Here is a 24,503-nt window from a genome sequence, read left to right as displayed (position 1 = left end):
ACACCCCCGTCTCAGGGTGGGGAGCATGTCCTTCGGCCCGCCGGTACACTCGCACGGTCATATTTACCCTGCTCCACCGCCGCGGTGGGGCCACCGGCCGGCCTCCGGGTCCGGCCACAGTCCGAAGGGAGTTCCACACGCATGCAGCGTGCTTACGAATTGATGGTCATCGTCGACGGTGACGCCGACGAGCCCCACGCCCATTCCTACGTCAAGATGGTGACCGACGGGATCGAAGAGGTCGGCGGCTCGGTCCACGGCAAGCCCGATTGGTGGGGCAAGCGCCCGTTCGCCTACCCGATCGACAAGAAGGAAGCCGGCTACTACCTCGTGGTCGAGTGCCTCGCCGAGGGCGGTTCCCTCGACGAGCTCGAGCGCCACCTCCGCCTCGCGGACGACGTCGTCCGCCACAAGCTCATCCGACTGCCCGACGCCGAGGCCGAGCGCCGCGGCATGGCGGTCGACGCTGCCTGATCGGCAGCGCCCACGAAAGGCAGCCACCCAATGGCCAGCAACACCGTCACACTGATCGGCAACCTCACCCGCGATCCCGAGCTCCGGTACACCACCGGTGGGCGCGGGGTCGCCAGCTTCGGCATCGCCGTCAACCGGCGCTACCAGCAGAACGGCGAATGGCAGGAGCAGACCTCCTTCTTCAACGTCGTGTGCTGGGGCGAGCTCGGTGAGAACGCCGCCGCCACCTTCTCGAAGGGCACCCGTGTCATCGTCACCGGCCGCCTCGAGCAGCGCAGCTGGGAGACGCAGGACGGCGACAAGCGCACGGTCGTCGAGGTCATCGCCGACGAGGTCGGTCCGAGCCTCCGCTGGGCCCAGGCCCAGGTCGAGCGCACCGAGCGTTCCGGCGGCGACGGCGGCTTCTCCGGCGGTGGGGGCGGCGGCGGTGGTGCCGCCCGCCAGCCCGACCCCGTCTACGGCGACGAAGAGCCGTTCTGACCAACCTCACGCAGCACGACGCACCCACGACCTGACGCACCCACGATCTGTCGTCCCGGAAGGACCTGAACTCACATGGCGAAGAAGAGCCCCCGTGGCCGCGGGAAGCCAGAGAACCCCCGCAAATACAAGAAGAAGACCAGCCCGCTCATCATCGAGAAGGTCGAGTACGTCGACTACAAGGACGTCGACCTGCTCAGCCGCTTCATGAGCGATCGCGCCAAGATCCGCAACATGCGGGTCTCGGGCAACGACCGTCAGCAGCAGCTCGAGGTCGCCAAGGCGATCAAGATCGCCCGTGAGATGGCGTTGCTGCCGTACGCCCGTCGCGTCGCCTCGGCGGCACGGCAGGGTCGCGGTCGCGACCGTGACCGCGACGGCGACCGGCGTCCGCCCCGCGACGACCAGGGCCCCGACAGCCAGGTCGAGGGTGGTGCCCCCGACGGTGACGACGAGAACGTCGACGCCGCGGCCGGGGCTGCCGTCGACACGGCGGCCGGCGCCGGCGCCGAGTCGGTGGCCGAAGCGAGCGAGGTCTGATCATGCAGGTCATCCTCCGCAACGACGTCGACGGTCTCGGCAAGCGCGGTGACATCGTCGACGTCGCCGACGGTCACGCCCGCAACTTCCTGCTGCCCAAGGGCCACGCGCTGAAGGCCACCGACGGCGCCATCGCGCAGGCCGCCAAGATGCGGCGGGCCCGCGACCTCCGCGACGCGAGCGACCGTGATGCCGCCACCACGGTGGCGTCCACGCTGGTGCCGAAGGTGATCACCATCGCCGCCAAGGCCGGTGCCGAGGGTCGGCTGTTCGGCTCGGTCACGTCGAGTGACGTGGTCGCCGCCGTCCACGAGCAGACCGGCGTCGAGCTCGACCGCAAGGTCATCGAGATCGACGAGCAGATCAAGACCACCGGTCAGCACACCGTCACCGCAGCGCTGCACCCGCAGGTCTCGTTCCCGATCACCCTCGAGGTCGTCGCCGACGCCTGAGGGAGTCGGTTCGCCGACGCCTGACCGGAGTCGGTTCGCCGACGCCAGAAGTCGACGTAACCAGAGCTGACCGAACGGCCCCGTCGCTCCAGCCGAGCGCGGGGCCGTTCCGCGCCCGCCCACCCGGCGAGCGGGGGCAACGCGTGAGGAAGTTGCGCAGTATGTGCGCAAGAAGCTCACGCGTTCCGCGCCCGCCCACCCGGCGAGCGGGGGCAACGCGTGAGGAAGTTGCGCAGTATGTGCGCAAGAAGCTCACGCGTTCCGGACTGCCGCACCGGACCCGCTGGCAGTCCGCCACCTTGTGACACCGTCGCGTCACAGTTGTCCACATGGGCGTCCACAGCGCACGACCGGCTTGTCCCCGAGATTTCCCGCGTTGTCCTCACCGTTTCCGTGGTTGTCCTCTTCCATCCCACAGCGCCGTTCCGTCAGAGTGAGATCCCCATGGCTGGTGATGAGTACTTCCCCATCGAATCCAGCGGCGGGAGCAGACCACAACCCGACGATCGGCAACCCCGCCAGTCCTCGAGTCGCGGCCGCGTCCCACCGCACAACATCGACGCCGAGGAGTCGGTGCTCGGCGCGCTGCTGCTGTCGCGCGACGCGATCGGCACCGTCAGCGAGATGGGGCTCCAACCCGCCGACTTCTACCGTCCGGCACACCGCCACATCTTCGACGCCATCCGTGCGCTCTACTCGAGCGCCTCGCCGGCCGACACCGTCACCGTCGCCGACGAGCTGCGCCGCGCCGGCCTGCTCGACGAGGTCGGCGGTCCCGAGGCGTTGCACGAGCTGCAGAACGCTACGCCGGCCATTTCGTCGGCCGGTCACTACGCCAAGATCGTCCAGGAGACGGCGCTCCTGCGGCAGCTGATCTACGCGGCCGGCGACATCGCCGAGCTGGCGTACGGCGAACCCGACGACGTCGTCAAGGCGCTCGACGAGGCCGAGACCAAGGTCTTCAACGTCGCCGAGCAGCGCGTCACCGACTCGACCCGCACCATCGAGGAACTGCTCCCCGAGGTGATGGACCACCTGCAAGAGACCTACGACCGCGGTGACACCATCACCGGTGTCGCCACCGGCTACACCGATCTCGACGAACTGCTGAGCGGGTTGCAGGAGAACGCGCTCTACATCGTCGGTGCCCGCCCTGCGATGGGCAAGTCGAGCTTCGCGCTCGGCATGGCGTCGCACGTCGCCCAGAACTCCACCAAGCCGGTGCTGTTCTTCTCGCTCGAGATGGGCCACCAAGAGCTGACCCAGAGCATCCTCGCCGCCGAGGCGCGCGTCGACCGTACGAAGCTGCGCACCGGCAAGCTCGCAGAGGCCGACTGGGCCAAGATCGGCAAGGCGATCGGCCGGCTCGAGGTGCCGCTGTTCCTCGACGACAACCCGCGCGTCACCGTCATGGAGATCCGCGCCAAGGCGCGCCGCATCAAGGCCCGCTACGGCGGGCTCGGCCTGATCGTCATCGACTACCTCCAGCTGATGGGCGGCAGCAGCACGGCCGAGAACCGCCAGCTCGAGGTCAGCGAGATCAGCCGGAACCTCAAGGTGCTGGCGCGCGAGCTCGAGGTGCCGATCGTGGCGCTCAGCCAGCTGAGCCGCAGCCTCGAGGCACGCTCCGACAAGCGGCCGATGCTCAGCGACCTGCGCGAGTCGGGCTCGCTCGAGCAGGACGCCGACGTGGTGATGTTCCTCTACCGCGACGAGGTGTACAACGCCGAGTCGCCCGACAAGGGCTCGGCCGAGGTCATCATCGCGAAGCACCGCGCCGGCCCGATCGGCACCAAGCGGCTCGTGTTCCTCGGTCACTACACCCGCTTCGACAACGCCGCCCACTCGGCCTGATGACGAGACGTCTCGACATGTCCTGATGGGCCGAGTTGCCCCGACCTCGACAACGACCTGTCCCGATGCCTGCACCGCGTCCCGTTCCAGCTCGCAGGCACTCTTGACACGCTGATCGTTAACGCTGTACATTAACATTGTTAATGAACAGCGTTCAGACACAGCGTTGAGGCACGTCGACATGGTCGTCAAGAAGCGCAGCGGGGCAACGGCTGAACGGTTCGTCGATGTCACCCTCGAGCTGATCGAGGAGCAGGGTGGGTCACAGAACCTCAGCCTGCGAGAGGTCGCGCGACGCGTCGGGTGTGCCCCCACGAACGTCTACAACTACTTCGATGGCCTACCCGGTCTGTTGTGGGAAGCCCTTCGACGTGCCGTCATCCACTATGCCCACGCCGTCGCGAACGGCCTCGACGATGACGCGCCGCCGCTCGACTTCCTCCGCCACGTCGTCGCCAACTTGATCACATACGCCCGTGAGCATCCGGGGCTCTACCGATTCATCAGCTGGGACCCGATCAACGACGGTACGTACTCCGACGAGGTGATCCAGACGGTCGTGGCCTTGAACGAGTGGTTCGTCGACGTGATCGTGGCCTGCGCGCCCGAGACGGACCGGGACGTCGCGCAGAACGCGTTCTACGTCATCGATGCCTACATCAGCGGTGAGAGCGCCAACCTCGTCACCAACCGTGCGCTGCCTGGCGCCGACATCGCGACGCGGATGCTCGACAACGCGCTCCGGCTCTTCACCTCACTCACCGCCTACGACGAGTCCTCGGCGCAGACGCCGAAGAGCTATCCGAGACTCGAAGTCCTGGGCGACTCCGAACGAGTTGCCACCGCGGTCTCGTCGAAGGGCGTCGCTGCCGAGATCTCTTGAAAGGGGAACGAACGATGGATCAGATCTTCCCGCAGGCCAACGTCGCGGCCGGAGTGCTCGTCCTCGCTGTCGGGTTCGGATTCCACTTCCTCGGCCAGCTCTACTCGGTGCTCGACTTGGAGGGCGCCATCAAGCTCGGCATCCAGGAGGCAGACTCCCCCGAGGAGTACCGGGCGTACGAGCTCGGTATCGCCGTCGCCGACGTCCTGATCGGCTGGACGTATGCCATCGCTGCCGTCGGCCTCATCGCCGACGCAGCCTGGGGATACGTGTGGGCGTGGGTGCCCGGCGTCGCCCTCACCTACCACGCGCTGAGCTTCTGGTTCTGGACGAGGAACCAGGCACGAGTGGGCTACCACCGTCCCTTCACCCGATGGCCGGCGCGGCACATCTGGATCGTCGCCAACCTCACCACCGGCCTCCTGACGATCGCCGTCGCCAACTCCCAGACGGTGGTCTCGTGAACGCGGCCCCCTCACAGCTCCGACGAAGGGAGTAGGCAATGCAGACCGTCACCGCCCTCCTGGCGCTCCTCATGTGGCCGATCTACCTCGGCCAGTGGATCTCCGTGGTCGACCTCCCGCTCGCACGACGACTCGGACTCCAGGAGCAGCCCGACACCATCGACCCGATCTACGCACGGGACACCGCCGGCACCGCCCGCTGGGACCTGCTGTCGATGTGGACCCTGCCCGTCGCCGGCGTCTTGATGCTGATCGACGGCGCCTGGTGGCCGTACCTCGCGCTGATCGGTGGCGCCGTCTACCTCGACACCGGCGGCCGGCAGGCGATCAAGCTCCTCGGCTATCGAACCGAAGGCGTACGGGTCGGAACCAGCCAAGCGGTGCGCCGGGCGCTCGGGGTCTACGCCGTGTTCGTGATCCTCGGCTCGATCGCCATCGCCATGGCCCTCATCGAGATCGACCCCTCCTAGCGCCCCTACTGCGGCGCCGCAGGTGGACCGGTGGCGCCGCATGGCGAAGTTCGGAGCAGGGCGCGGCGCATGGTGCTTCCCCTCGGCCCGCTCGTGGTGGTCTCGACGTTGCCGAAGCCCGACATCGGCGCCCGACATCGGTGATCGGCCAGCAGCCCGAACGATGGATCAGTCGATGAGGCGGACACCCATCGGGTTCGTGGCCGGGATGATCGAGGATCCGCTGATCGCGCGTGCGGGTGGTTCGAGCAGGTCGAGCAGCCGCCGCCGGTCGGCGGCGTCGAGCGATCCGAACGGCTCGTCGGCGAGCTCGTCGGTGGTGTGCTCGACCTCGGCGCGGATCGTCGAGCCGGCTTCGGTCACCTTCCCGTCGGCGATCGCGCCGCGTCGCTCGAGGAGGGCCGCGGCGTCCGTCCATTCGTCGTCGGTCCAGCCCCGGTTGGGTTGCAGGGCGTCGCGTGTGGTGCCGCCGTCGGCCACGAAGAGCACCGCCACCTCGAGCGGGGTGTAGCCGCGGGTCGACCAGGCGTTGACGTGGCTGTCGCCGCGGTGCTCGCGCAGGCTGGTCGCGTGCTGCCAGAGCGCAGCGACGGGATCGTCGGGGAGGTCGAGGTCGCGGTTGGCGGCGAACAGGGGGCGTCCCCCGGGCGACGCATGTCGGCCTGCGGCGTCGAGTGTGGCGAGCAGCCAGCCGTCCGCGAGGGCGGCGTCGAGCTCGTCGCCGGCGAGGCGGCGGAGTGCGGCGGCGGCGCTCGTCGTGCGGGATTCGATCAGCGCGGCCGGTGTCGCGATGTCCCAGATGGAGGGCACGGCACGCTGCACCATCGACGGAGCGAACCCGAAGAACGTCGCGGTCACCGTTCCCGCCGAGCAGGCGCCGAGCGGGGCGGCGCGATACCCGAAGTAGCAGCGCCAGAATCCCCGGACGCCGAGCGAGGCGCACGCGTCCAGCGGTTCGTGGGCGAAGTAGGTGACGGCGTGGAGCGTTTCGATACGGCGCCACAGCTCACGTGCGAAGTTCGTCATCGCAACTCCCGGACTCGTTCGACGGTGATGGTGGCGGATCGCGATGGTGTCGGCGCCTCGACGGCAGTGGCACCGGGCGGACGTCGAGCGTGGATCACGTCGGGCATGATTCGATGCTGGCAGATCGCTCCGCGAGGCGCTGCGCCGCGCCCCGGCGGGCTCCGAGTGCGATGAGGTCGCGGTGGACCCATCTCATGCTGTTCCGCCTGGCATGGCTCGTCGTCGCGGTGCCGCTGGGCGAGGGTCCGCAGGCGAGCTGAGGGCGTCCGACGGCCCCGTCGCTGCTGCTCGTGCGCACGCGGCTGCCGGCCGCGCTGTGCTCCCGGCACTGTCAGCACCTCGATCATCGTGAGCTGACGCATGTCGAGGCCGCACCGGCCGGCGAGGACGCGCTGCATCTGCGCCTCGCTCCCCGGCGCTCGCGGTGCCCGTGGTGGCGGCGGCCGGTGCCGCGACGTGTGAGCCGCTCGGCTGCCACGCAACCCGGAGCGGGTCGGAGCCGACGCCGGTGCCGAGCCGACCGCGCCGGACGAGCACGACCGAGCCGAGACCGACGAGTGCGACGGCGGCGCCGGCCACCGCGTCGACCACGTAGTGGTTGGCGGTGAGCACCACGGCGGCGGTCATGGCGATCGGGCCGCCGATGGCGAACGCTCGCCCGAGCCGGCCGCGTGCGACGCCGGCCACGGTGACCCCGACGAGCAGGTTCCAGCCGACGTGGAGGCTGGGCAGTGCGGCGTACCTGTTCACGAGCGACGGCGGCTGGAGCACCCGGTAGGAGTTGGACAGCTCGGTCACGGTGTCGGTCATGCCGATGCCGAGCAGGCGCGGCGGCGCCACCGGGTAGAGCGCGAACACGACGAGTCCGATCGCGCCCGAGACGAACATCGCGTCCCGAAGCAGCCGGTAGTGATCGCGGTGGCGACGGGCGAGCCAGACGAGGGTGGCGACGATGACCGGCCAGTGGCCCCAGATGTACACCCAGTTGGCGGCGGTGACGAGGGCGTCGTGGGCCAGCACGGCGTCCTGGAGGTGCTCCTCGACGTCGAGGCCCAGCGCCGACTCGAATCGGAGCAGGTCATGGCCGTGTGCGACGGCCTCGTCGACGTCGCCCTGCGTCATGCCGCGGACGCCGAAGTAGAGCAGGATCGCCGCGCCGACGAGGCCGAACTGGGCCGCGACCCATGGCGCGCCCCCTCGCGAGCCCGGTCGGGGAGTCGTCTGGAGGGATGGTCGAGGGGTGGTGGGGGCCATCGGTGTCTCCTGGGTCGGGACGATCCAGTGTCGATGGAATCCCGCCGCGGTGAAATCCCCCGTGGCGGTGTTTCACCCGGCACGGCTCGACCGGCCGCAGGAGCAGCGGCCGGGTGGTGGCGCAGCCACGCTCCGAGATATTCGGTGTCGCTTGACTGCGCCGAGTGAGCACTCTGACAAGCTGGGGGGATGCGGCGGCTGGTGATGACGAGCGTGATGCTCGCGGTCCTCGTGCTCGGACTGGCCGCGATCGCCGGCTCGGGCCCCGATGGCTTGATCGCCGGGGCGGCGCCTCGTGCAGCGCCCGACGCGCTGCCGCCGGTCGCCGGCCTCCCTCTCGACGGCAACGACCGCGACGACGCAGACGACGGCAACGACCGCGACGACGAAGACGACCCAGACGACGAAGACGAGGCGCCGGCGACGAGCCGGCCGGCACCCACGACCGAGCCGACCTCGACCACCGAGCAGCCGGCACCCACGACCGAGCCGACCCCGACCACCGAGCAGCCGGCACCCACGACCGAGCCGACCCCGACGACCGAGCCGATCGAGGTCACCGAGCCGCCGTCGGTCGTGCCCGAGTCGGTCGTGGCGTCACAGACCGTCGTCGGGCCGGGCGGTCAGGTCACCTTCGACGGGCGCTGCGACGGCGACGCCGCGACCGTGGTCGCATGGGTCACCGGCAGCGAGCGGACCACCGTCGACACCGGCCTCTCCGGCTCCAGCTGGCGGTACGGCTGGACCGCCCCGGTCGACGAAGCGTCGTTCGGCTCGTTCACGTTCCGCTTCTGGTGCGGTGACCCCGCCGACCTCGTGGGCGACTACCCCGCCTCGCTCGACCGCACCGTCGACATGGTCCTCTCGCTGGCGCCGCCGGTCGCACCTCCGGCCCCCGTCCGCCAGTCGCCGTCGCCGACGATCCCGGCCACGTCGTGACGTGACCGGCGGCACCGGACCCGTCGACGTGTCGAAAGGCACCCCCCGTGGTCCGGTCGGGACCGGCAGACTGGGGCGATGACTGCTGAGCTGGCCGTCGACGCCCGCGGCCTCGTCAAGCGCTTCGGCGACACGGTCGCCCTCGACGGTGTCGACCTGCAGGTCCCCCGTGGCGCGATCTACGGGCTGCTCGGTCCGAACGGCGCGGGCAAGACCACGGCCGTCAGGGTGCTCACGACGCTGCTGCGTGCCGACGCCGGCGAGGCCTTCGTCGACGGCGTCGACGTGGCGACCGATCCGCACGGCGTCCGCGAGCGGATCGGCCTGACCGGCCAGTACGCCGCCGTCGAGGAGCGCCTGACGGGCCGCGAGAACATGGAGTTCGTCGCCCGGTTGTTCCACATGCCGCGGCCCGAGGTCAAGCGACGCGCCAACGACCTCCTCGCGCGGTTCGACCTCGTCGACGCGGCCGACCGCGTCGTCAAGGGCTACTCGGGTGGCATGCGGCGCCGCCTCGACATCGCGATGAGCCTGATCGCCCGCCCGTCGGTGCTGTTCCTCGACGAGCCGACCACGGGGCTCGACCCGCGCAGCCGCCTCGCGATGTGGGATCTGATCGAAGAGCTCGAACACGACGGGACGACCGTGCTGTTGACCACCCAGTACCTCGACGAAGCCGATCGGCTGGCCGAACGGATCATCGTCATCGACCACGGCCAGGTCATCGCCAACGGCACCTCGGACGATCTCAAGGACCGCATCGGCGGCGACCGGCTGCGGGTCTCGATCGCGCGGGCCGAGAATCGCGAGGCGGCCCTCGCCACGCTCGGGCCGTTGTGCACCGGTGACGTCGACGTGTCGCACGACGGCAAGTCGTTCTCGGCACCGATCCACTCCGGCGACCGGGTCGTTCCCGGCGTGATCCGAGCGCTCGACGACGCCGGCATCGACGTGCTCGACGTCGAGGTCCGCCGCCCGACGCTCGACGACGTGTTCCTGACGCTCACCGGCCGATCCGCCACCGACGAGCTCGAGGAGGTGTCGGCCTGATGGACCTCGTGACGATGACGGTGAAGGACTCGTGGGTCGAAGCCGAGCGCCACCTGCGGATCATCCCCCGCAACATCGAGCTGCTGATGTTCGCCACGATCCAGCCGATCATGTTCGTCGTGCTGTTCGTCTACGTGTTCGGCGGCGCGATCGAGGTGCCCGGCTTCTCCAGCTACGACCAGTTCCTGATCCCTGGCATCTTCAGCCAATCGCTCGTGTTCGGCTCGGCGTTCACGGGGGTCGGGCTCGCGGAGGACCTCAGCAAGGGTCTCGTCGACCGCCTGCGGTCGCTGCCGATGTCGCGGGCAGCGGTGATCATCGGCCGTACGATCAGCGACCTCGTCCGCAACGTGATCACGTTCCTCGTCATGCTCGTCGTGGCGATCTGGCCGATCGGCTTCCGGTTCGAGGGCTCCCTCGTCGAGGCGGTGCTCGCGACGTTGTTGTTGCTGCTGTTCAGCTTCGCGCTGAGCTGGGTGCAGGCGCTGATGGGCCTCTCGGTCGGTTCGGTCGAGGCGGCCAACTCGGCCGGGTTCATCTGGATGTTCCCGGTGACGTTCGTGTCGTCGGCGTTCGTCGATCCGGCGTCGATGCCCGATTGGCTCGAGCCGGTCGCCGATGCCAACCCGTTCACGATCGTCACCAACGCGGCGCGGGCGCTCTACAACGGCAACCCGGTCGGCAACAACGCGATCTACTCGATCCTCTGGTCGGTCGGCATCATCGTCGTGTTCGCCGGCCTGTCGATCAGGAAGTTCAACCGGTCGACGTCCGCCTGACGTCTCGACGCGTCGGAATGGGCTCCCGGCTGCTCGGGTTGACGTCACCATGACGCCGACCGCGCCGCCTGCCTCCGACGCCGGCTACGACATCGAGTTCTTCTGGGATCCGGTCTGCCCCTTCGCGTGGATCACGTCTCGCTGGGTCAACCAGGTGGCCGCCCAACGCGAGTACCGCGTCGACTGGCGGTTCATCTCGCTGCGGCTGGTCAACAAGGACAAGGACTACGCGACCGAGTTCCCGCCCGAGTACGAGTTCGGCCACACGGCGGGGCTCCGCATGCTCAGGGTCGCCGCGGCGATCCGCGACGAGCTCGGCCGCGACGTGCTGGGCGGCCTCGTGACCGCGTACGGTCGCAGCTATTGGGATCTGCCCCGCGGATCGGGGATGCGGGACCGGCTCAGCACGCCCGAGCACGTCGCGGAGGTGCTCGCGGCAGCGGGCCTGCCGGGCCGATTCGTCGAGTCGCTCGACGACGACCGCTGGGACGACCTGCTCGACGCCGAGTCCCAGCTCGCGTTGTCGAGGACCGGTCGCGACGTCGGCACGCCGATCATCACGTTCGACCCGCCCGACGGCATGTCGTTCTTCGGCCCGGTGATCTCGCGCCTGCCCTCCGACGAGGAAGCGGTCGAGCTGTGGGACGCGGTGACCCGGCTGGTGGCGTTCCCCGGCTTCGCGGAGTTGAAGCGCAGCATGCGCGAGGTGCCCCAGCTGAACATCCTCGGCGGCATCAGCGACGCACCGGTCCAGGAGGACTGGCAGGGCGGCCACCGGCGCGGTCACCTTGCCGCCGACCGGGCGAGTCAAGACGCCTGAGGTCGTCGTCGCGCACCTGCCCCGCGCGGTTGCGGCCGCTCGGGCCCCGCACCGTCGGGGGCCGGTGGGCGGCTACCCGTCGACCGGCGCGGGCCCGAACCGGTGCCGGCGCCGTCGGCGAGCGTGTCGTGCGCCGGCCCGTCCGGCATGATGGCGGCATGTTCCTCGGCGAGGACCTCCTGGCGTGGCTGGCACTGGCGATGGGCGGTGCGCTGTTCGCGGGCAACCTGATGGCGATCGTGAGACCGCCCGAGCGGCCCTCGGAGGAGGGCAACCTCGAACGCGCCCCGGTCGGGCGCAGCCTGCTCTACGTCGGCCTCGGGTTCGTCGTCGCCGCCTGGGCGCTGGCGACGCTCGTCGCCGGCTGAGCCTGCGTCAGCCCGTCTCGGAGGGCGTGACGTTGATCATCCAGAACGACGATTCGGGGGTCTCGCCCTCGCTGACGCTGCCGGACACGTCGTAGTCGCCGGCGTCGAAGGCGAAGAACCCGCCATCGGCCATCGTCATGACCTGGAGCTGCTCGAAGCCCGCATCGTCGAGCGCGGCGACGTAGTCGCCGGTCACCTCCGACGCCACCCCAGGTGCCTCGCCACCGATGGTGAACGCATCGCCATCCGGCGTGGTCACGGACTGGCTGTAGTCGATGGTGAAGTCGTCCGGCAACGGGACATCGCTCGGGAACCCGTCGGGCAGGTCGGCGCCCTCGCTGATCGTCATCGAGCCGTCCTCCGACTCGATCACGGTCTCGCCGTCGTCGGACTGCAGCGAGAAGTCACCGTCCTCGCCACTGCCCTCGATCGAGACGTTGCCCTCGTCGTCGACGCGCATCTCGAACTCGCCGTCCTCGCTCTGGAACCGGACGTTGCCGTCGTCGAAGTCGATGTCGACGTCCTCGCCGGTCTCGGACTCGATCTGGTTCTCGACGATGTTCTCGGCGATGTCCTCGCCGCTGCATCCCGCGATCACCAGGGCTGCCACGGCAGCCGCCAACCATGTGCGCCTCATGTCGCACCTCCGCCTCTCTGTCCTGATTCCACCATGACAGATTCCGGTCGTCCCGTGTGATGGATTCGCGCCCGTACACTCCCGGCCATGTCCGGACGGCCACTCCAGATCCGGTTCCTCTCGTCGGCCACCCGCACCGGCCAGCTCCCCGACTCCGACGCCGAAGTCGCGTTCGTCGGCCGCTCCAACGTCGGCAAGTCGTCGCTGATCAACGCCCTCGCCCACCAGAAGCAGTTGGCACGGGTCTCGAACACCCCCGGCCGCACCCAGCTGATCAACATCTTCGAGCACGCCGGCGGCGGCACGCTCGTCGACCTCCCCGGCTACGGGTATGCCAAGGTGCCCGGCCGGATCCGCAAGGACTGGCCCGAGATGATCGAGGGGTACCTCCTCGAGCGCGAACCGCTGGTGATGGTGTTCGTCCTGGTCGACGGCGCGATCGGACCGACGCCGCTCGACGGGCAGATGCTCGCCTGGCTCCGCGAGAACGAGGTGCCCCACACCGTCGTCGCGACGAAGATGGACAAGGTCAAGTCGTCCAAGCGCGCCAGCCGCAAGCGCGACCTCGCCGATGGCTGCCGGCTCGACGTCGGCGACATCGTCTGGGTCAGTGCGGCCAAGGGCGTCAACGTCGACCAGCTGCGCGGCCTCGTCGTCGGCCACCTCACCCCGGCCCGATGACGGCACGTGTCCGACGCGTTCGTCGCCGCGGCCCCGGGGCGGCCATCATTCTCGACGTGATCAAGCACTTCGACGCCGCCTGGAACGAGCTGACCGCCGAGGGGGCGGGCTTCGCGATGTCCGAGATCGAAGTGCGCGGTGTCCCGATGCGCGTGTTCACCGGGGCGCCGCCGACGATGCGGTCGATCTGGGAGCTCGCCGCGCTGCACGGTGACAAGAAGTACGTCGTGTTCGAGGACGAGCACTACACCTACGCGGAGATCGGCGCGCTGGTCCGTTCGCTGGCGCACCTGTTGCGCGACGAGCACGGTGTGGGCGCCGGCGACCGCGTCGCCATCGCGATGCGCAACTACCCGGAGTGGGTGGTCGCCTACTGGGCGACGGTGTGCGTCGGCGCCGCTGTCGTCGGGATGAACGCGTGGTGGACCACCCAGGAGATGGCCTACGCGCTGGGCGACTCGACGCCCAAGGTGTTGATCGCCGACGACGAACGCGTCGAGCGGGTGCTGCCGGTGCTCGACGAGTTGCGCGCGGCGGCGCCGCTCGATCTGATCTCGGTCCGCAGCGAACGGGATCTGCCCGACCGCGCCTGGCACTGGTCCGACGTCGTCGACACCGCCGATGCGCCCGCGGGGTTGCCCGACGCCGACATCGACCCCGACGACGACGTGACCATCTTCTACACGTCGGGCACGACCGGCTTCCCGAAGGGCGCCCAGCTCACACATCGCGGCTCGGTCCACAACATCATGGACCTCGGCTTCATGGCGATGGCGTCGGCGCTGGCCGAGGCGAAGGCGGTGGAGGCCGGCGACCTGCCGGCGCCCGCACCGTCGGCCGAGCCCGCCGACCCGGCTGCACCGCCCGTGTTCATGGCACCGACGCCACTGTTCCACGTCACCGCCAACAACTGCCTCTTGCAGCCCTGCACGCTGGCCGGCGGGACGATCGTGTTCATGTACAAGTGGGATCCGGCGCGGGCGCTCGAGCTGATCGAGCGCGAGCGAGTCACCAACTTCTCGGGCGTCCCGACGATGGCCCGCGAGCTGCTGATGCATCCCGACTGGTCGCGGCGTGACACGTCCTCGGTCAAGGGGATGGGTGGCGGTGGCGCGGCCATCCAGCCCGATCTGGTCGACAAGATCGACAAATCGCTCGACGGCGGCGCACCGTCGACCGGCTACGGCCTCACCGAGACACACGGCATCGTCACCGCCAACGCCGCCAAGCTCTACACCGACAAGCCGGCGTCGTGCGGCCGCGTCGTGCCCACGCTCGATGCCCGCCTCGTCGACGAGTTCGGCGACGTGCTCGAGCCCGGTCCCGACGTCGTCGGCCAGCTCTGCGTCCGCGGCTCGATCGTGATCAAGGGCTACCTCAACCGGCCCGAGGCCACCGCCGACGCGATCCGTGACGGCTGGTTCAACACGGGCGACATCGCTCGCATCGACGAGGACGGGTTCGTCTTCATCGTCGACCGCGCCAAGGACATGGTGCTCCGCGGCGGCGAGAACATCTACTGCTCGGAAGTCGAGTCGGCGATCTACGAGCATCCCGACGTGGCCGAGGCAGCCGTCTTCGGCATCCCCGACGACCGGCTGGGCGAGACCGTGGCGGCGGCGATCGTCCTGCGACCCGGGGCCGAGCTCAGCGTGGACGAGCTCTCGGAGTTCCTCGCCGACCGGATCGCCCGGTTCAAGCTTCCCGAGACCGTCTGGTTCCGCGACCAGCCACTGCCGCGCAACGCCAACGGCAAGTTCGTCAAGCGCGAGCTGCGAGCCGAGTTGATCGGCGGATAGTCGGCCGGGTGGCCCTGGCGGTCAAACGCTTACCGGCGACCGGGTGCGGCGTCGCAGCGACCGCAACGACAGCCGCCAGCGGAGCCGCTGCCAACGCGTCCGCTCGGAGCGGATGGCGTCGTCGATCGCGTCCGACGTGAGAGCGGCGTCGTCGGCGAGCCGGGAACCGTCGTCGGTGGCGCCGAACGTCATCGCCGTCGACATCGCCGCCAGCCGGCGCATCTCGTGCGGCGCTCCGGGAGCCAGCGGCACCGCTTGACGGGCGATGCGATCGTCGGTCCACGCCGGGGCGATCGACAGCCCGGCGTCGACGAGCGAGTCGGTCGCGTTGGCCCAGGCGCCTCGGACGCGGACCGCCGCATCGCCGGCCTGCAGTCGACGCCGGCGCCGGAGCAGCTTGGCGACGACGATCGCCGCGCACAGCACGAGCACCGGCAGCAGCGTGATGCTTGCGCCGATGCCGATGCGGGTCGCCCAGGCGCCGACCGTCGCCCAGCCGCCGTCGGCCTCGTTGCGCTCGATGATGATCTCGTCGTCGTCGCCGGCGTCCTCGGCGGGCGGCGCGATCGGCGGCTGGGCCGCGGCCGGGCTCTGCGCCTCGGGGGGCGGTGTGGGGGCGTCGTCCTCGGTCGATTCGCTGGCCGGGGCGGGGTCGTAGGCGAGCCAGCCGACGCCGTCGAGGAGCACCTCGGGCCACACGGCCGCCTGCGACGAGTTGAGCGCGAGGGGCGAGGCCAGCTGCTCGGGTGGCACGACGAACCCGGTCGCGACGCGAGCATCGAAGCCGAGCGACCGGACCAGCAGCACGAACGCCGTGACGAACTGCTCCTCGGTCCCGCGGCGGGTATCGGTCATGAACCGCTCGATCAGCGCGAGCTGTTGGCCGGCCCCGGGGGCGCTCTCGTCGAGCTGCCACTCGGTTCGCATCCGGTCCTCGATCCGTCCGAGCTGCTCGTACACGTTGCCCTCACCGCCGAGGTTGACGGCCAACTCGGTGAACGCGCCGGCGATCTCGTCGACCTGCCGGCCGGCGAACGTCGCGTTCTGCGCGAAGCCCGAGGTCGGTGCGATCTCGCTGACCGCCTGGACGGTCGTGCCGGGCGCCGGCCGTTCGGCGAGCCGCACGGCGACCCGCTCGAGGTCGGTCTCGACGTCGCCGTCGACCGAGAGGGGCCGGCCCGGGAACGGAACGAGCTCGACGTCGTCGGTGAGGTAGTCGACGTCGTAGCGGATCGGCGGCGGGCGGTCCGGCGCGGGCGGTGACGGGTCGCCGAGCCGCCCGCCGATCGGCCGCATCGTGATCTGGGGGACCCATCGTTGCCCGTCGTAGACGTCGAGCGCGGCGATCCGCCACCGACCCGGCGGTGACTGGCCGATCAGCGTCGAACGGTCGGTGACACGAACCAGGTCGAACGGCGGCTCGGCCTGGCGGAGGGCCACCATCGCCTCGATCGGGTCGAGCAGTGCCGCGGTCAGCTGCGCCTCCTCGGGGCGGCGGGGGCTGGCGCGGTCGGCCCAGGCCAGCGCCGACGTCGCCACCACCGCCACCGCGACGATTGCGACCGTCGACACGACCAGCGTGCGGTCGCCGACGAGCGTGCGGGCGCGCGTCGGGACGAGCTCACCGTGCGGAAGCAGCGACATGGCCGCGGCCGTGGCGCTCAGGCAGATCAACGTGGTGCCGCTGGGCTGCAACGGCGCACCGAGCGCCAGGAGCGCCGCCAGGCCCGCTGCGATCGGGAGGAGCGGGGCGAGGTGCGACCGCTCCCGCCCGGCCAGATCGGCGGCGAGGGCCGCCACCACCGCCAGCAGGAGCGCGACCGACGCGATCACGCCGGGGTCGGACGGGCTCGGCCATTCGGTGGTGATCAGCCGGCGCGGTCCCTCGACGACGCCGGTCGCGGCATCGCCGAGCGTGCCGCCGGCCAGTACACCTGCGGTGGCGACGCTGGCGGCGATCGCGACGAGGGCGACCGCCAACCGGATGAACCATCGACGACCGGCGACGAGGAGCGCACCGATCGTGACCAGCGGCGCGACGACGACGAGTGACCATTCGGTGCGGTCGAACGTGCCGCCTCCGACGAGGCCGAGGATCGCCACCATGATCGCGACCAGCCCGATCCTCGCCCGGCGGGGGGTGAGCCACGGGTCGCGGGGCGGCCCGTCGGCCCACCGTTGACGCCTCCTCACGGACGCCACCGCTGGACGAACTCGGCCGCGTCACGTGCCGCGAGCGTCACGCCCGACGTGGCGGCGGCGCCCTCGCCGATCCGGATCACCGACAGCTTGTCGGTGTGCGTCAGCGTGCTCGACGGCCCGCGCGCTCCGGTCACGAACACGATCGTCGTGTGGTCGATGCCGCTGTGGAAGATCTCGGGCAACGACGACAGGTGTTCCGCGGAGGTCTGCTCGACGGGCGTCAGCAGGTCGAGCACGTGCGTCTCGTGCTCGATCGGTCGCACCGACCCCGGGAACGCCCGCGACGTGGTCCGCACGGTCACGTCGACGCCGCTCCGCAGGGCGTGCACCGCCACCGATGCCGCGACGTCGACCATCTCCTCGAAGTCGCGCGCGTTGGAGACTGCTGCCGCAGCGTCGAGCACCACCGTGAACTCGGGCCGGCGCAGCTCGACGTGCTCGCGCAGCATCAACGTGCCCATCCGCGCCGACGTCGGCCAGTGGATGAGGCGCGGGTCGTCACCGTCGACGTACTCGCGCAACGAGACGAACCCGCTCAGCGGGTCCGAGGCGGCCTTCCTGATGACGGCCTCGTCCTCCACGGTGTGCATCGCGCCGTAGGGGCCGTGCAGTGGGTGCACCCGCGGGTGGACGAGCACCACCGCCTCGGCCGGAACGGCGCGCTGCCCGATCGCCAGGCCGAACGGATCGACGCGCTCGACGGTGAGCGGACCGACCGGGAACACGCCCCGCCGCCGCGTGGCGATCGAGCCGGTGACCTCGGTGCGGTCGTCGCGGGCGATCGGCGGCAGGTCGACCCTGGTCTCGGCGTCGTCACAGCAGTCGACGATGACCGCCGGCGGCGACCGGCGGCGGCTCGGGTTGGTCGCCCGGTACACCAACCTGATCGGGTCACCGCGCGCGGTGCGCGGCGTGGTGATCGATCGGATGATGCGGGCCCGGTGCGGGACCCGTGCGCTCCACAGCGCGAGCGCGATCGTCACGCCGATGCAGATCGCGGCGACGACCAGTTCCTCGTAGCGCCACCACGCACCACAGATCGCCAGCGCCACCGCCGTCAGCGCAGCGCCCAGGCCCGATCTCGTCAGCACGCCGGGCGCGTCACCCCTCGCGTGAACGCGGCACCGGGACCTCGTCGAGCAACGTCGCCATGATCGAGTTGGTGTCGGCACCGCGGAGCTCGGCCTCGGGCGTCAGCGCAACACGGTGGCTGCACACCGCGGCGGCGACGTCTTGGACGTCGTCGGGTGTGACGAACTCGCGCTCGGCGGTGGCCGCCCAGGCCCGCGACGCACGCAGCAGCGCAATGGTGCCGCGGGTCGAGATGCCGAGGCGGAGATCGGGATGCTCACGGGTGGCGGCGGCGATCCGCACGATGTAGTCGTGGACGCCGGTGGCGACATCGATGCGGTCGACCGCCTCGATGATGCGCTCGAGCTGCTCGGCGTCGGTGACCGCTTCGATCGGCTGATCGCGGCGGTGCCGGTTGTAGTCCTCGAGCACGCGCACCTCGGTGTTGTGGTCCGTGTACCCGAGACTGATCCGCATCGTGAACCGATCGAGCTGCACGTCGGGCAGCGGGAACGTTCCCTGGAAGTCCTTGGGGTTCTGCGTCGCGACCACGAAGAAGGGCCGAGGGACCAGGCGGCTTGTTCCGTCGGTCGTCACCTGCCGCTCCTCCATCACTTCGAGGAGCGCCGATTGTGTCTTCGGGCTGCCACGGTTGATCTCGTCACCGATGAGGACGTTGGCGAACACCGGTCCCTCGCGGAAGTTGAACGAGCCGTTCGACTGGTCGTACACCATCACGCCGGTGATGTCGCTCGGCAACAGGTCGGGGGTGAACTGCACGCGCTTCCAGGTACCTGCGATCGACCCGGCGACCGCCTTGGCGAGCGACGTCTTGCCGGTACCTGGCACGTCGTCGAGCAGGAGGTGACCTTCGGTGAGCAGGCAGCTGACCGCCATGCGGATCTCGTGATGTTTGCCGCGCACGACCCCGTCGATGTTCTTGACCAGAGCCTGCACGACAGCGGTGATGTCGCCGACCACGCCGTGAGTCTACGGGCCCGAATCTCGCCGACCCGGGCATGCGACCTTCACGGTGCGGTCCGGGATCGGCCAGACTGACGAGGTGCCGAGCTCGCCACGTTGGACCCACATCGCCCTCCCGGTTCGAGACCTGGCGCGGTCGATCGAGTGGTACTCGACGCACACGCCGCTCGAGCTGTTGGCGCAGCGGCACGACGACCAGGGCGAATCGGCGTGGCTCGCCGACGCAGCAACCGGTTCGGCCCCGTTCGTCCTGGTCCTCGTCTCGATGGACGCCGATCGCCACGAGCCGCCGGCGGCCACCATGGCACCTTTCGCCCACATCGGCATCGAGCTCCCCAGCCGTGCCGCCGTCGACGAGATGGCGGCGCGCGGCGCCGAGGAGGGTTCGCTGCGCTGGGAGGCCCAGGAGCTGCCCGAACCGGTCGGGTACGTCTGTGCGCTCGCCGACCCGGACGGCAACATGGTCGAGTTCTCGTTCGACCAACACGTCGAGTCGATCGCCCGCGAGGTCTGGGCAACCGGCCGGATCGCCGGCAACGGTCCGCGCGTCGACGGTCCGGGCGCAGGGGCCGGCACTGCGACGGCGTCCAAGGCCGCCGACGATTCGCGCTGAATACCGCTCTATGCCGTCGTGGCGGCGGAGCAGTCCGGGACGACGACTCCTCGCAATGAATTGCATGCAATGGCGGCACGAGTACACTTGTTCTCATGGCTGCAAAGCGTGGACCGAAGACGATGACCGACGAGCACAAGGCGGCGATGGAACGCGGCAGGGCCGAGGGTCGCGTCGTTCGTGATTACCTCGAAGCGCTCAGGGGGAGCAAGCCCAAGCGCGGTCGCAAGCGGACGGCCGAATCGATCAACAAGCGCCTCGCCGCCATCGAGGAGGCGCTCGACGGCGCCTCGGCCATCGACGAGCTGCAGCTCGTGCAAGAACGCCGCGACCTCGTCGACGAGCTCGAGGCGATGGACTCCGGCGTCGACCTGCAAGCGCTCGAGGACGGCTTCGTCGAGGTGGCGAAGGCCTACGCCTCTCGGAAGGGCATCTCCTACGCGTCGTGGCGCGAGGTCGGGGTGCCTGCCGCGGCGCTGAAGCGCGCCGGCATCGGTCGCGGCTCCTGAGGGGCGCGCCCGGCCGGCCCCGCCGGGTTGGTCGCCGCTAGAGCTCGATCGAGTCGAGCTGGTCGAAGACGACGTCGAGGTTGGCCAGCGATCGTCCGAGGTCGAACGCCTCGTCGAGCATCGAGTCGTCGACGTCGGGATCGGCCTCGAGGAGCGAACGGAAGTCGAGGCCCTCGTCCCATGCCCGCATGGCGTTGCGCTGGACGATCCGGTAGGCGTCGTCGCGGGTCGCGCCGGCGGCCACCAGGCCGAGGAGCACCGGTTGGCTGAAGACGAGGCCGTGGCTGGCGTCGAGGTTCGCACGCATCCGGTCGCCCGACACCACCAGGCCGCGCAGCAGGCGCGTCAGGCGTCGCATGACGTAGTGGGCGAGCTGCGAGGAGTCCGGCAACACCACCCGTTCGACCGAGGAGTGCGAGATGTCACGCTCGTGCCAGAGGGCGACGTCTTGCAGCCCGGCCAGCAGGTTGGATCGCAGGACGCGTGCGAGCCCCGAGATCGTCTCGGCCGAGATCGGGTTCCGCTTGTGCGGCATCGCCGACGAGCCCTTCTGGCCGTCCTTGAACCCTTCCTGCACCTCGCGCACCTCGGTGCGTTGGAGGTGGCGCAGCTCGACCGCCATCAGCTCGCACGTGGCGCCGATCGAGGCGCACGCGTAGAGGAACTCGGCATGCCGGTCACGGGCGATCACCTGCGTCGCGGGCACGGCGCCGAGCCCGAGCGCGTCGCCGACGTACGACTCGACCGACGGCGGCACGTTCGAGTACGTGCCGACCGCCCCGCTCAGCTTCATGACGGCGACGGTGTCGCGGGCGGCCCGGAGCCGGCGTCGGTCACGGTCGACCTGCAGCGCCCACAGGGCCACCTTGGCCCCGAACGTCGTCGGTTCGGCATGGACGCCGTGGGTGCGCCCGATCATGACGGTGTCGCGATGCTCGCGGGCGAGGCCGACGAGCGCGTCGAGCAGGATCCCCGACTCGGTGATCAACACGTCGACTGCGTCGGTCAGCTGCCAGCACAGGACGGTGTCGCCGACGTCCGATGACGTGAGCCCGTAGTGGATCCACTTGCCGGCGTCGCCGCCGATCGCCGCCTGGACGACGTCGACGAACGCCGCCACGTCGTGGTCGGTGACGGCCTCGCGGTCGAGGATCGCCTGCACGAGCTCGCCGTCCGCCTTCGGCGCCCGCTCGCGGCAGGTCGCGGCGTCGTCGGCCGGGACGACGCCGATCGCAGCGTGCGCCTCGGTGGCGAGCAGCTCGACCTCGAGCCACCGCCCGAACTTCGACTCGTCCGACCAGATCGCTGACATCTCGGGCGTCGAGTAGCGGGGGATCACGTCCGGACCCCCCGGCGGGTCCGGCGGGCCGACATCACGCCGTCCACAACAGGAAGTCGTCGCGCTCGGCGCCGACGCCGACGACGTTGACCGGCACGCCGACCTGCGCCTCGATCAGGGCGAGGAAGTCCTTCGCCTGGACGGGCAGCTCGCCGGGCTCGCGGATCCGGGACAGGTCGGTCTGCCAACCAGGGAGCGTCTCGTAGACGGGTTCGACGCGGGCGAGGATGTCGGAGCGGTCCGGGTAGCGGTCGATCGGGACTCCGTCGAGCCGGTAGCCCGTGCACACCTTGACCGTCTCGAAGCCGTCGAGGACGTCGAGCTTCGTCAGCGCCAGCTCGGTCAGGCTGTTGAGGCGGACCGCATGTCGGAGCATCACGCAATCGAGCCACCCGGCGCGCCGGCGTCGGCCCGTCACCGTGCCGAACTCCTTGCCGACGTCGATCAGTGCGTCGCCGTCGGCGTCGAGCAGCTCGGCCGGGAACGGCCCGGCACCGACGCGGGTCGTGTACGCCTTGGTGATGCCGACGACACGGTCGATGAGGCGGGGCCCGAGACCGGTGCCGGCACAGGCGCCGCCGGCGGTGGGGTTCGACGACGTCACGAAGGGATACGTGCCGTGGTCGAGGTCGAGGAACGTGGCCTGCGCCCCCTCGAGCAGCACGTGCGCCCCGCGGTCGACAGCCTCGTGCAGCACGGTGACCGTGTCGCTCACGTAGGGCTGGAGCCGCCGGCCGTAGTCGGTGAACCGGGTCACGATCTCGTCGACGTCGAGCGGGTCGCCACCGGCCTGTTCGATCAGCCGGTTCTCGGCGATCGCCCGGGCGCGCACGGTGTCGGCGAAGCGGTCGACGTCGACCACTTCGCCGACTCGGACACCGACCCGGCGAGCCTTGTCGGCGTAGCTCGGGCCGATCCCCTTCAACGTGGTGCCGATCTTGTCGTCGCCGCGCATCGCCTCGGCGATGGCGTCGTGGGCCTGATGCCACGGGAACACGAGATGCGCCCGGCTCGACACCTGGAGCCGGTCGCACGAGATGCCCCGCCGCTCGAGGGTGTCGATCTCGTCGAACAGCGTCGGTAGGTCGACGACCACGCCGTTGGCGATCATCGGCACGACGTGGTCGTACAGCACGCCGCTCGGGACGAGCTGGAGCGCGTAGCGCTCGCCCTCGACCACCACCGTGTGGCCGGCGTTGTGACCGCCCTGGTACCGCACGACGAAGGTGTGCTCCTTCGACAGCAGGTCGATGATCTTCGCCTTGCCCTCGTCACCCCACTGGGCGCCGACGACGACGGTGACGGGCATGGGCACGCTCCCCGGTGCTCGCGGACTGGAACGTGGCCCGACTGTACTCCCGCGGCCCGCGGACCCAGTGGTTGCCGACCGATCTGAACGAAAAGGTCACCGCGGACGAGCGGGCGCCCGTCCGCCGGTACCGTTGCCGCACGTGAGCGTGATGCGGGTCCAGCAGTGGCACGAGATGTCCGGCGCCGACCGGCGCAACCTGTTCGCGCGCGGGCTCGGCGAGATCTTCGCCGGTGAGCTCCGGGCGTCGATCGCGGAGCTGATCGACGACGTGCGCGAGCGCGGCGACGCCGCGGTGTGCGACGCACTCGCGCGCCACGACGGCATCGATCTCGGCCCCGGCGATCTGCGCGTGAGCGACGACGAGCTCGACCGAGCCGTCGTCGCCCCCGACGTCGACGCGGCGATCGACGACGCGGTCGCCCACCTGCGCGCGTTCAACGAGCGCCAGCTCGAGCGGTTCGAGGACTGGACCTTCGAGTCCGAACCCGGCCTCGACGTCGGCGAGAAGATCACGTCCATCTCGTCGGCCGGCCTGTTCACCCCGTCCGGCAAGGCGAGCTACCCGAGCGTGGCCTACCAACTGGCCGTGCCCGCCACCGTCGCCGGTGTGCCCGAGCTGACGCTCGTCGTCCCGCCGGCCCCCGGTGGCGGCGGTGAGGTCGACCCGGCGGTCCTCGTCGTGTGCCGCAAGCTCGGGCTGCGCCGCGTGTTCCGCGTCAACGGCCCCGCCGGCATCGCCGCCCTCGGCTTCGGCACCGAGACGATCCCGCGGGTGCGCATGGTCGTCGGCCCGGGTTCGCCGGCCGTGACGATCGCGCAGGTCGAGATGCAGCGTCACGGCGTGTCGACGATGATGCTGCTCGGCCCCACCGAGAGCCTGGTGATCGCGGACGGCTCGGCCGACCCGGCGCTGCTCGCCGCCGACCTCCTCGTCGAGGCCGAGCACGGGACCGATTCGTCGGTGGTCCTGGTCACGACCGACGCCGATCTGGTGGGTGCGACCGACACCGAACTCGCCGGCCAGCTCGCCGCGCTCCCCGCGGCACGCGCCGAGGCCGCCCGGGCCGCGCTCGGCCCGAACGGCGGCTGCGTCGTCGTCGACGACCTCGACACCGCCGTGGGGGTCGCGAACGAGTACGCGCCGGAACACCTGCAGGTGGTGGTCCGCGACGGTGCCGTCGACGACGTGGTCGACGGCCTGGTCAACGCGGGCGAGATCCTCATCGGGCAGCACACGCCGTTCAGCGCCGCGAACTTCGTGATCGGCTGTCCTGCCTCGCTGCCGACGAGTGGGTTCGCACACGTCAGCTCGGGCATCACGGCCGCCACGTTCCTCAAGCGCACCGCGATCGCGCGTGCCGACCAAGGGGCCCTTGCGCGCATGACCGGCTCGGTGGCCGCGCTGGCCGACCACGAGGGGTTCCCGGCGCACGCGGCGGCGGTGCGGCGTCGCGCCGGTCGATGATGCGGCCGAACCGCGTCCTCGGTGGCCGCGTCGGCCAA

General features: G+C 70.3%; 25 protein-coding genes and 1 pseudogene. 18 read left to right on the top strand and 8 right to left on the bottom strand.

Going from position 1 to position 24,503, the window contains the following annotated elements:
* The first annotated feature begins 141 nt into the window (after nucleotides 1-141).
* From rpsF to QNJ12_RS05415, 8 genes and pseudogenes are all read left to right on the top strand, one after another.
* Nucleotides 142-474, top strand: a complete 333-nt coding sequence (rpsF, locus tag QNJ12_RS05450; RefSeq protein ID WP_300619923.1) for a 30S ribosomal protein S6 — start codon at nucleotides 142-144, stop codon at nucleotides 472-474.
* Nucleotides 475-504: 30 nt separating this feature from the next.
* Nucleotides 505-954: a single-stranded DNA-binding protein gene (locus QNJ12_RS05445; protein ID WP_300619920.1), complete on the top strand. Its 450-nt coding sequence runs from the start codon at nucleotides 505-507 to the stop codon at nucleotides 952-954.
* 75 nt (nucleotides 955-1,029) lie between these two features.
* Nucleotides 1,030-1,278: pseudogene (gene rpsR, locus QNJ12_RS23700) on the top strand (30S ribosomal protein S18); the annotation flags it as partial.
* A gap of 218 nt (nucleotides 1,279-1,496) precedes the next feature.
* Nucleotides 1,497-1,946: a 50S ribosomal protein L9 gene (rplI, locus tag QNJ12_RS05435; RefSeq protein ID WP_300619914.1), complete on the top strand. Its 450-nt coding sequence runs from the start codon at nucleotides 1,497-1,499 to the stop codon at nucleotides 1,944-1,946.
* 444 nt (nucleotides 1,947-2,390) lie between these two features.
* Nucleotides 2,391-3,800: a replicative DNA helicase gene (gene dnaB / locus QNJ12_RS05430; RefSeq protein ID WP_300619911.1), complete on the top strand. Its 1,410-nt coding sequence runs from the start codon at nucleotides 2,391-2,393 to the stop codon at nucleotides 3,798-3,800.
* 181 nt (nucleotides 3,801-3,981) lie between these two features.
* The gene (locus QNJ12_RS05425; RefSeq protein WP_300619908.1) at nucleotides 3,982-4,683 is read left to right on the top strand and encodes a TetR/AcrR family transcriptional regulator; all 702 of its coding nucleotides are present in this window, start codon (nucleotides 3,982-3,984) and stop codon (nucleotides 4,681-4,683) included.
* Between the two features lie 14 nt (nucleotides 4,684-4,697).
* Nucleotides 4,698-5,147: a hypothetical protein gene (locus QNJ12_RS05420; RefSeq protein WP_300619905.1), complete on the top strand. Its 450-nt coding sequence runs from the start codon at nucleotides 4,698-4,700 to the stop codon at nucleotides 5,145-5,147.
* A 38-nt stretch (nucleotides 5,148-5,185) separates the two neighbouring features.
* Nucleotides 5,186-5,617, top strand: a complete 432-nt coding sequence (locus QNJ12_RS05415) for a hypothetical protein (protein ID WP_300619902.1) — start codon at nucleotides 5,186-5,188, stop codon at nucleotides 5,615-5,617.
* Nucleotides 5,618-5,785: 168 nt separating this feature from the next.
* On the opposite strand, the gene QNJ12_RS05410 is transcribed toward QNJ12_RS05415, so the two are convergent.
* Nucleotides 5,786-6,643, bottom strand: coding sequence for a hypothetical protein (locus QNJ12_RS05410; protein WP_300619900.1), 858 nt, complete (start codon nucleotides 6,641-6,643; stop codon nucleotides 5,786-5,788).
* Nucleotides 6,644-6,835: 192 nt separating this feature from the next.
* The gene (locus QNJ12_RS05405) at nucleotides 6,836-7,897 is read right to left on the bottom strand and encodes a phosphatase PAP2 family protein (protein ID WP_300619897.1); all 1,062 of its coding nucleotides are present in this window, start codon (nucleotides 7,895-7,897) and stop codon (nucleotides 6,836-6,838) included.
* 189 nt (nucleotides 7,898-8,086) lie between these two features.
* Here QNJ12_RS05405 and QNJ12_RS05400 point away from each other — a divergent pair, with 189 nt between their 5' ends.
* The 5 genes from QNJ12_RS05400 (at nucleotide 8,087) to QNJ12_RS05380 (ending at nucleotide 11,853) form a co-directional block, all read left to right on the top strand.
* Entirely contained in the window at nucleotides 8,087-8,836 is a 750-nt protein-coding gene (locus QNJ12_RS05400; protein ID WP_300619895.1) for a hypothetical protein, read from the top strand.
* 78 nt (nucleotides 8,837-8,914) lie between these two features.
* Nucleotides 8,915-9,886, top strand: a complete 972-nt coding sequence (locus QNJ12_RS05395) for an ATP-binding cassette domain-containing protein (RefSeq protein ID WP_300619892.1) — start codon at nucleotides 8,915-8,917, stop codon at nucleotides 9,884-9,886.
* Nucleotides 9,886-10,665 carry an ABC transporter permease gene (locus tag QNJ12_RS05390; protein WP_300619889.1) on the top strand — a complete coding sequence of 260 codons (780 nt, stop codon included), beginning with the start codon at nucleotides 9,886-9,888 and terminating at the stop codon, nucleotides 10,663-10,665. The genes QNJ12_RS05395 and QNJ12_RS05390 overlap by 1 nt, the downstream gene beginning before the upstream one ends.
* A 49-nt stretch (nucleotides 10,666-10,714) precedes the next feature.
* Complete coding sequence (locus QNJ12_RS05385) at nucleotides 10,715-11,485, top strand: hypothetical protein (protein WP_300619886.1); 771 nt, start codon at nucleotides 10,715-10,717, stop codon at nucleotides 11,483-11,485.
* A gap of 158 nt (nucleotides 11,486-11,643) precedes the next feature.
* The gene (locus QNJ12_RS05380) at nucleotides 11,644-11,853 is read left to right on the top strand and encodes a hypothetical protein (protein WP_300619883.1); all 210 of its coding nucleotides are present in this window, start codon (nucleotides 11,644-11,646) and stop codon (nucleotides 11,851-11,853) included.
* A gap of 7 nt (nucleotides 11,854-11,860) precedes the next feature.
* On the opposite strand, the gene QNJ12_RS05375 is transcribed toward QNJ12_RS05380, so the two are convergent.
* Nucleotides 11,861-12,490, bottom strand: coding sequence for a hypothetical protein (locus QNJ12_RS05375; protein ID WP_300619880.1), 630 nt, complete (start codon nucleotides 12,488-12,490; stop codon nucleotides 11,861-11,863).
* An 87-nt stretch (nucleotides 12,491-12,577) separates the two neighbouring features.
* On the opposite strand from QNJ12_RS05375, the gene yihA reads away from it, so the two are divergent.
* Nucleotides 12,578-13,171 (top strand): ribosome biogenesis GTP-binding protein YihA/YsxC, encoded by a 594-nt coding sequence (yihA, locus tag QNJ12_RS05370; RefSeq protein ID WP_300619877.1) that lies wholly within the window; start codon nucleotides 12,578-12,580, stop codon nucleotides 13,169-13,171.
* 56 nt (nucleotides 13,172-13,227) lie between these two features.
* On the top strand, nucleotides 13,228-14,970 hold the full coding sequence (locus tag QNJ12_RS05365) for a class I adenylate-forming enzyme family protein (RefSeq protein WP_300619874.1): 1,743 nt from the start codon (nucleotides 13,228-13,230) through the stop codon (nucleotides 14,968-14,970).
* A 21-nt stretch (nucleotides 14,971-14,991) separates the two neighbouring features.
* Here QNJ12_RS05365 and QNJ12_RS05360 read toward each other — a convergent pair whose 3' ends face one another.
* From QNJ12_RS05360 to QNJ12_RS05350, 3 genes are read right to left on the bottom strand one after another with little or no spacing between them, the layout of a single operon-like run.
* The gene (locus QNJ12_RS05360) at nucleotides 14,992-17,163 is read right to left on the bottom strand and encodes a transglutaminase family protein (RefSeq protein WP_300619871.1); all 2,172 of its coding nucleotides are present in this window, start codon (nucleotides 17,161-17,163) and stop codon (nucleotides 14,992-14,994) included.
* The gene (locus QNJ12_RS05355; protein ID WP_300619868.1) at nucleotides 17,160-18,263 is read right to left on the bottom strand and encodes a DUF58 domain-containing protein; all 1,104 of its coding nucleotides are present in this window, start codon (nucleotides 18,261-18,263) and stop codon (nucleotides 17,160-17,162) included. The genes QNJ12_RS05360 and QNJ12_RS05355 overlap by 4 nt, the downstream gene beginning before the upstream one ends.
* Nucleotides 18,264-18,273: 10 nt before the next feature.
* Nucleotides 18,274-19,224 (bottom strand): MoxR family ATPase, encoded by a 951-nt coding sequence (locus tag QNJ12_RS05350; protein WP_300619865.1) that lies wholly within the window; start codon nucleotides 19,222-19,224, stop codon nucleotides 18,274-18,276.
* Between the two features lie 82 nt (nucleotides 19,225-19,306).
* On the opposite strand from QNJ12_RS05350, the gene QNJ12_RS05345 reads away from it, so the two are divergent.
* Together QNJ12_RS05345 and QNJ12_RS05340 are read left to right on the top strand one after the other, a co-directional pair.
* A complete protein-coding gene (locus tag QNJ12_RS05345) occupies nucleotides 19,307-19,840 on the top strand; it encodes a VOC family protein (RefSeq protein WP_300619862.1) in 534 nt (177 codons plus the stop codon).
* A gap of 95 nt (nucleotides 19,841-19,935) precedes the next feature.
* Nucleotides 19,936-20,349 (top strand): hypothetical protein, encoded by a 414-nt coding sequence (locus QNJ12_RS05340; protein ID WP_300619859.1) that lies wholly within the window; start codon nucleotides 19,936-19,938, stop codon nucleotides 20,347-20,349.
* Nucleotides 20,350-20,386: 37 nt separating this feature from the next.
* Here QNJ12_RS05340 and purB read toward each other — a convergent pair whose 3' ends face one another.
* On the bottom strand, nucleotides 20,387-21,688 hold the full coding sequence (purB, locus tag QNJ12_RS05335; protein WP_300619857.1) for an adenylosuccinate lyase: 1,302 nt from the start codon (nucleotides 21,686-21,688) through the stop codon (nucleotides 20,387-20,389).
* Nucleotides 21,689-21,722: 34 nt separating this feature from the next.
* Complete coding sequence (locus QNJ12_RS05330) at nucleotides 21,723-22,997, bottom strand: adenylosuccinate synthase (protein ID WP_300619854.1); 1,275 nt, start codon at nucleotides 22,995-22,997, stop codon at nucleotides 21,723-21,725.
* A gap of 151 nt (nucleotides 22,998-23,148) precedes the next feature.
* Here QNJ12_RS05330 and hisD point away from each other — a divergent pair, with 151 nt between their 5' ends.
* On the top strand, nucleotides 23,149-24,465 hold the full coding sequence (hisD, locus tag QNJ12_RS05325) for a histidinol dehydrogenase (protein ID WP_300619958.1): 1,317 nt from the start codon (nucleotides 23,149-23,151) through the stop codon (nucleotides 24,463-24,465).
* Nucleotides 24,466-24,503 lie beyond the last annotated feature (38 nt).

This window comes from Ilumatobacter sp. (genome assembly GCF_030065885.1).
Classification (GTDB): domain Bacteria; phylum Actinomycetota; class Acidimicrobiia; order Acidimicrobiales; family Ilumatobacteraceae; genus Ilumatobacter.
The sequence above is the reverse complement of the archived record's forward strand: the minus strand, read 5'-3'. Positions and strand labels throughout refer to the sequence as shown.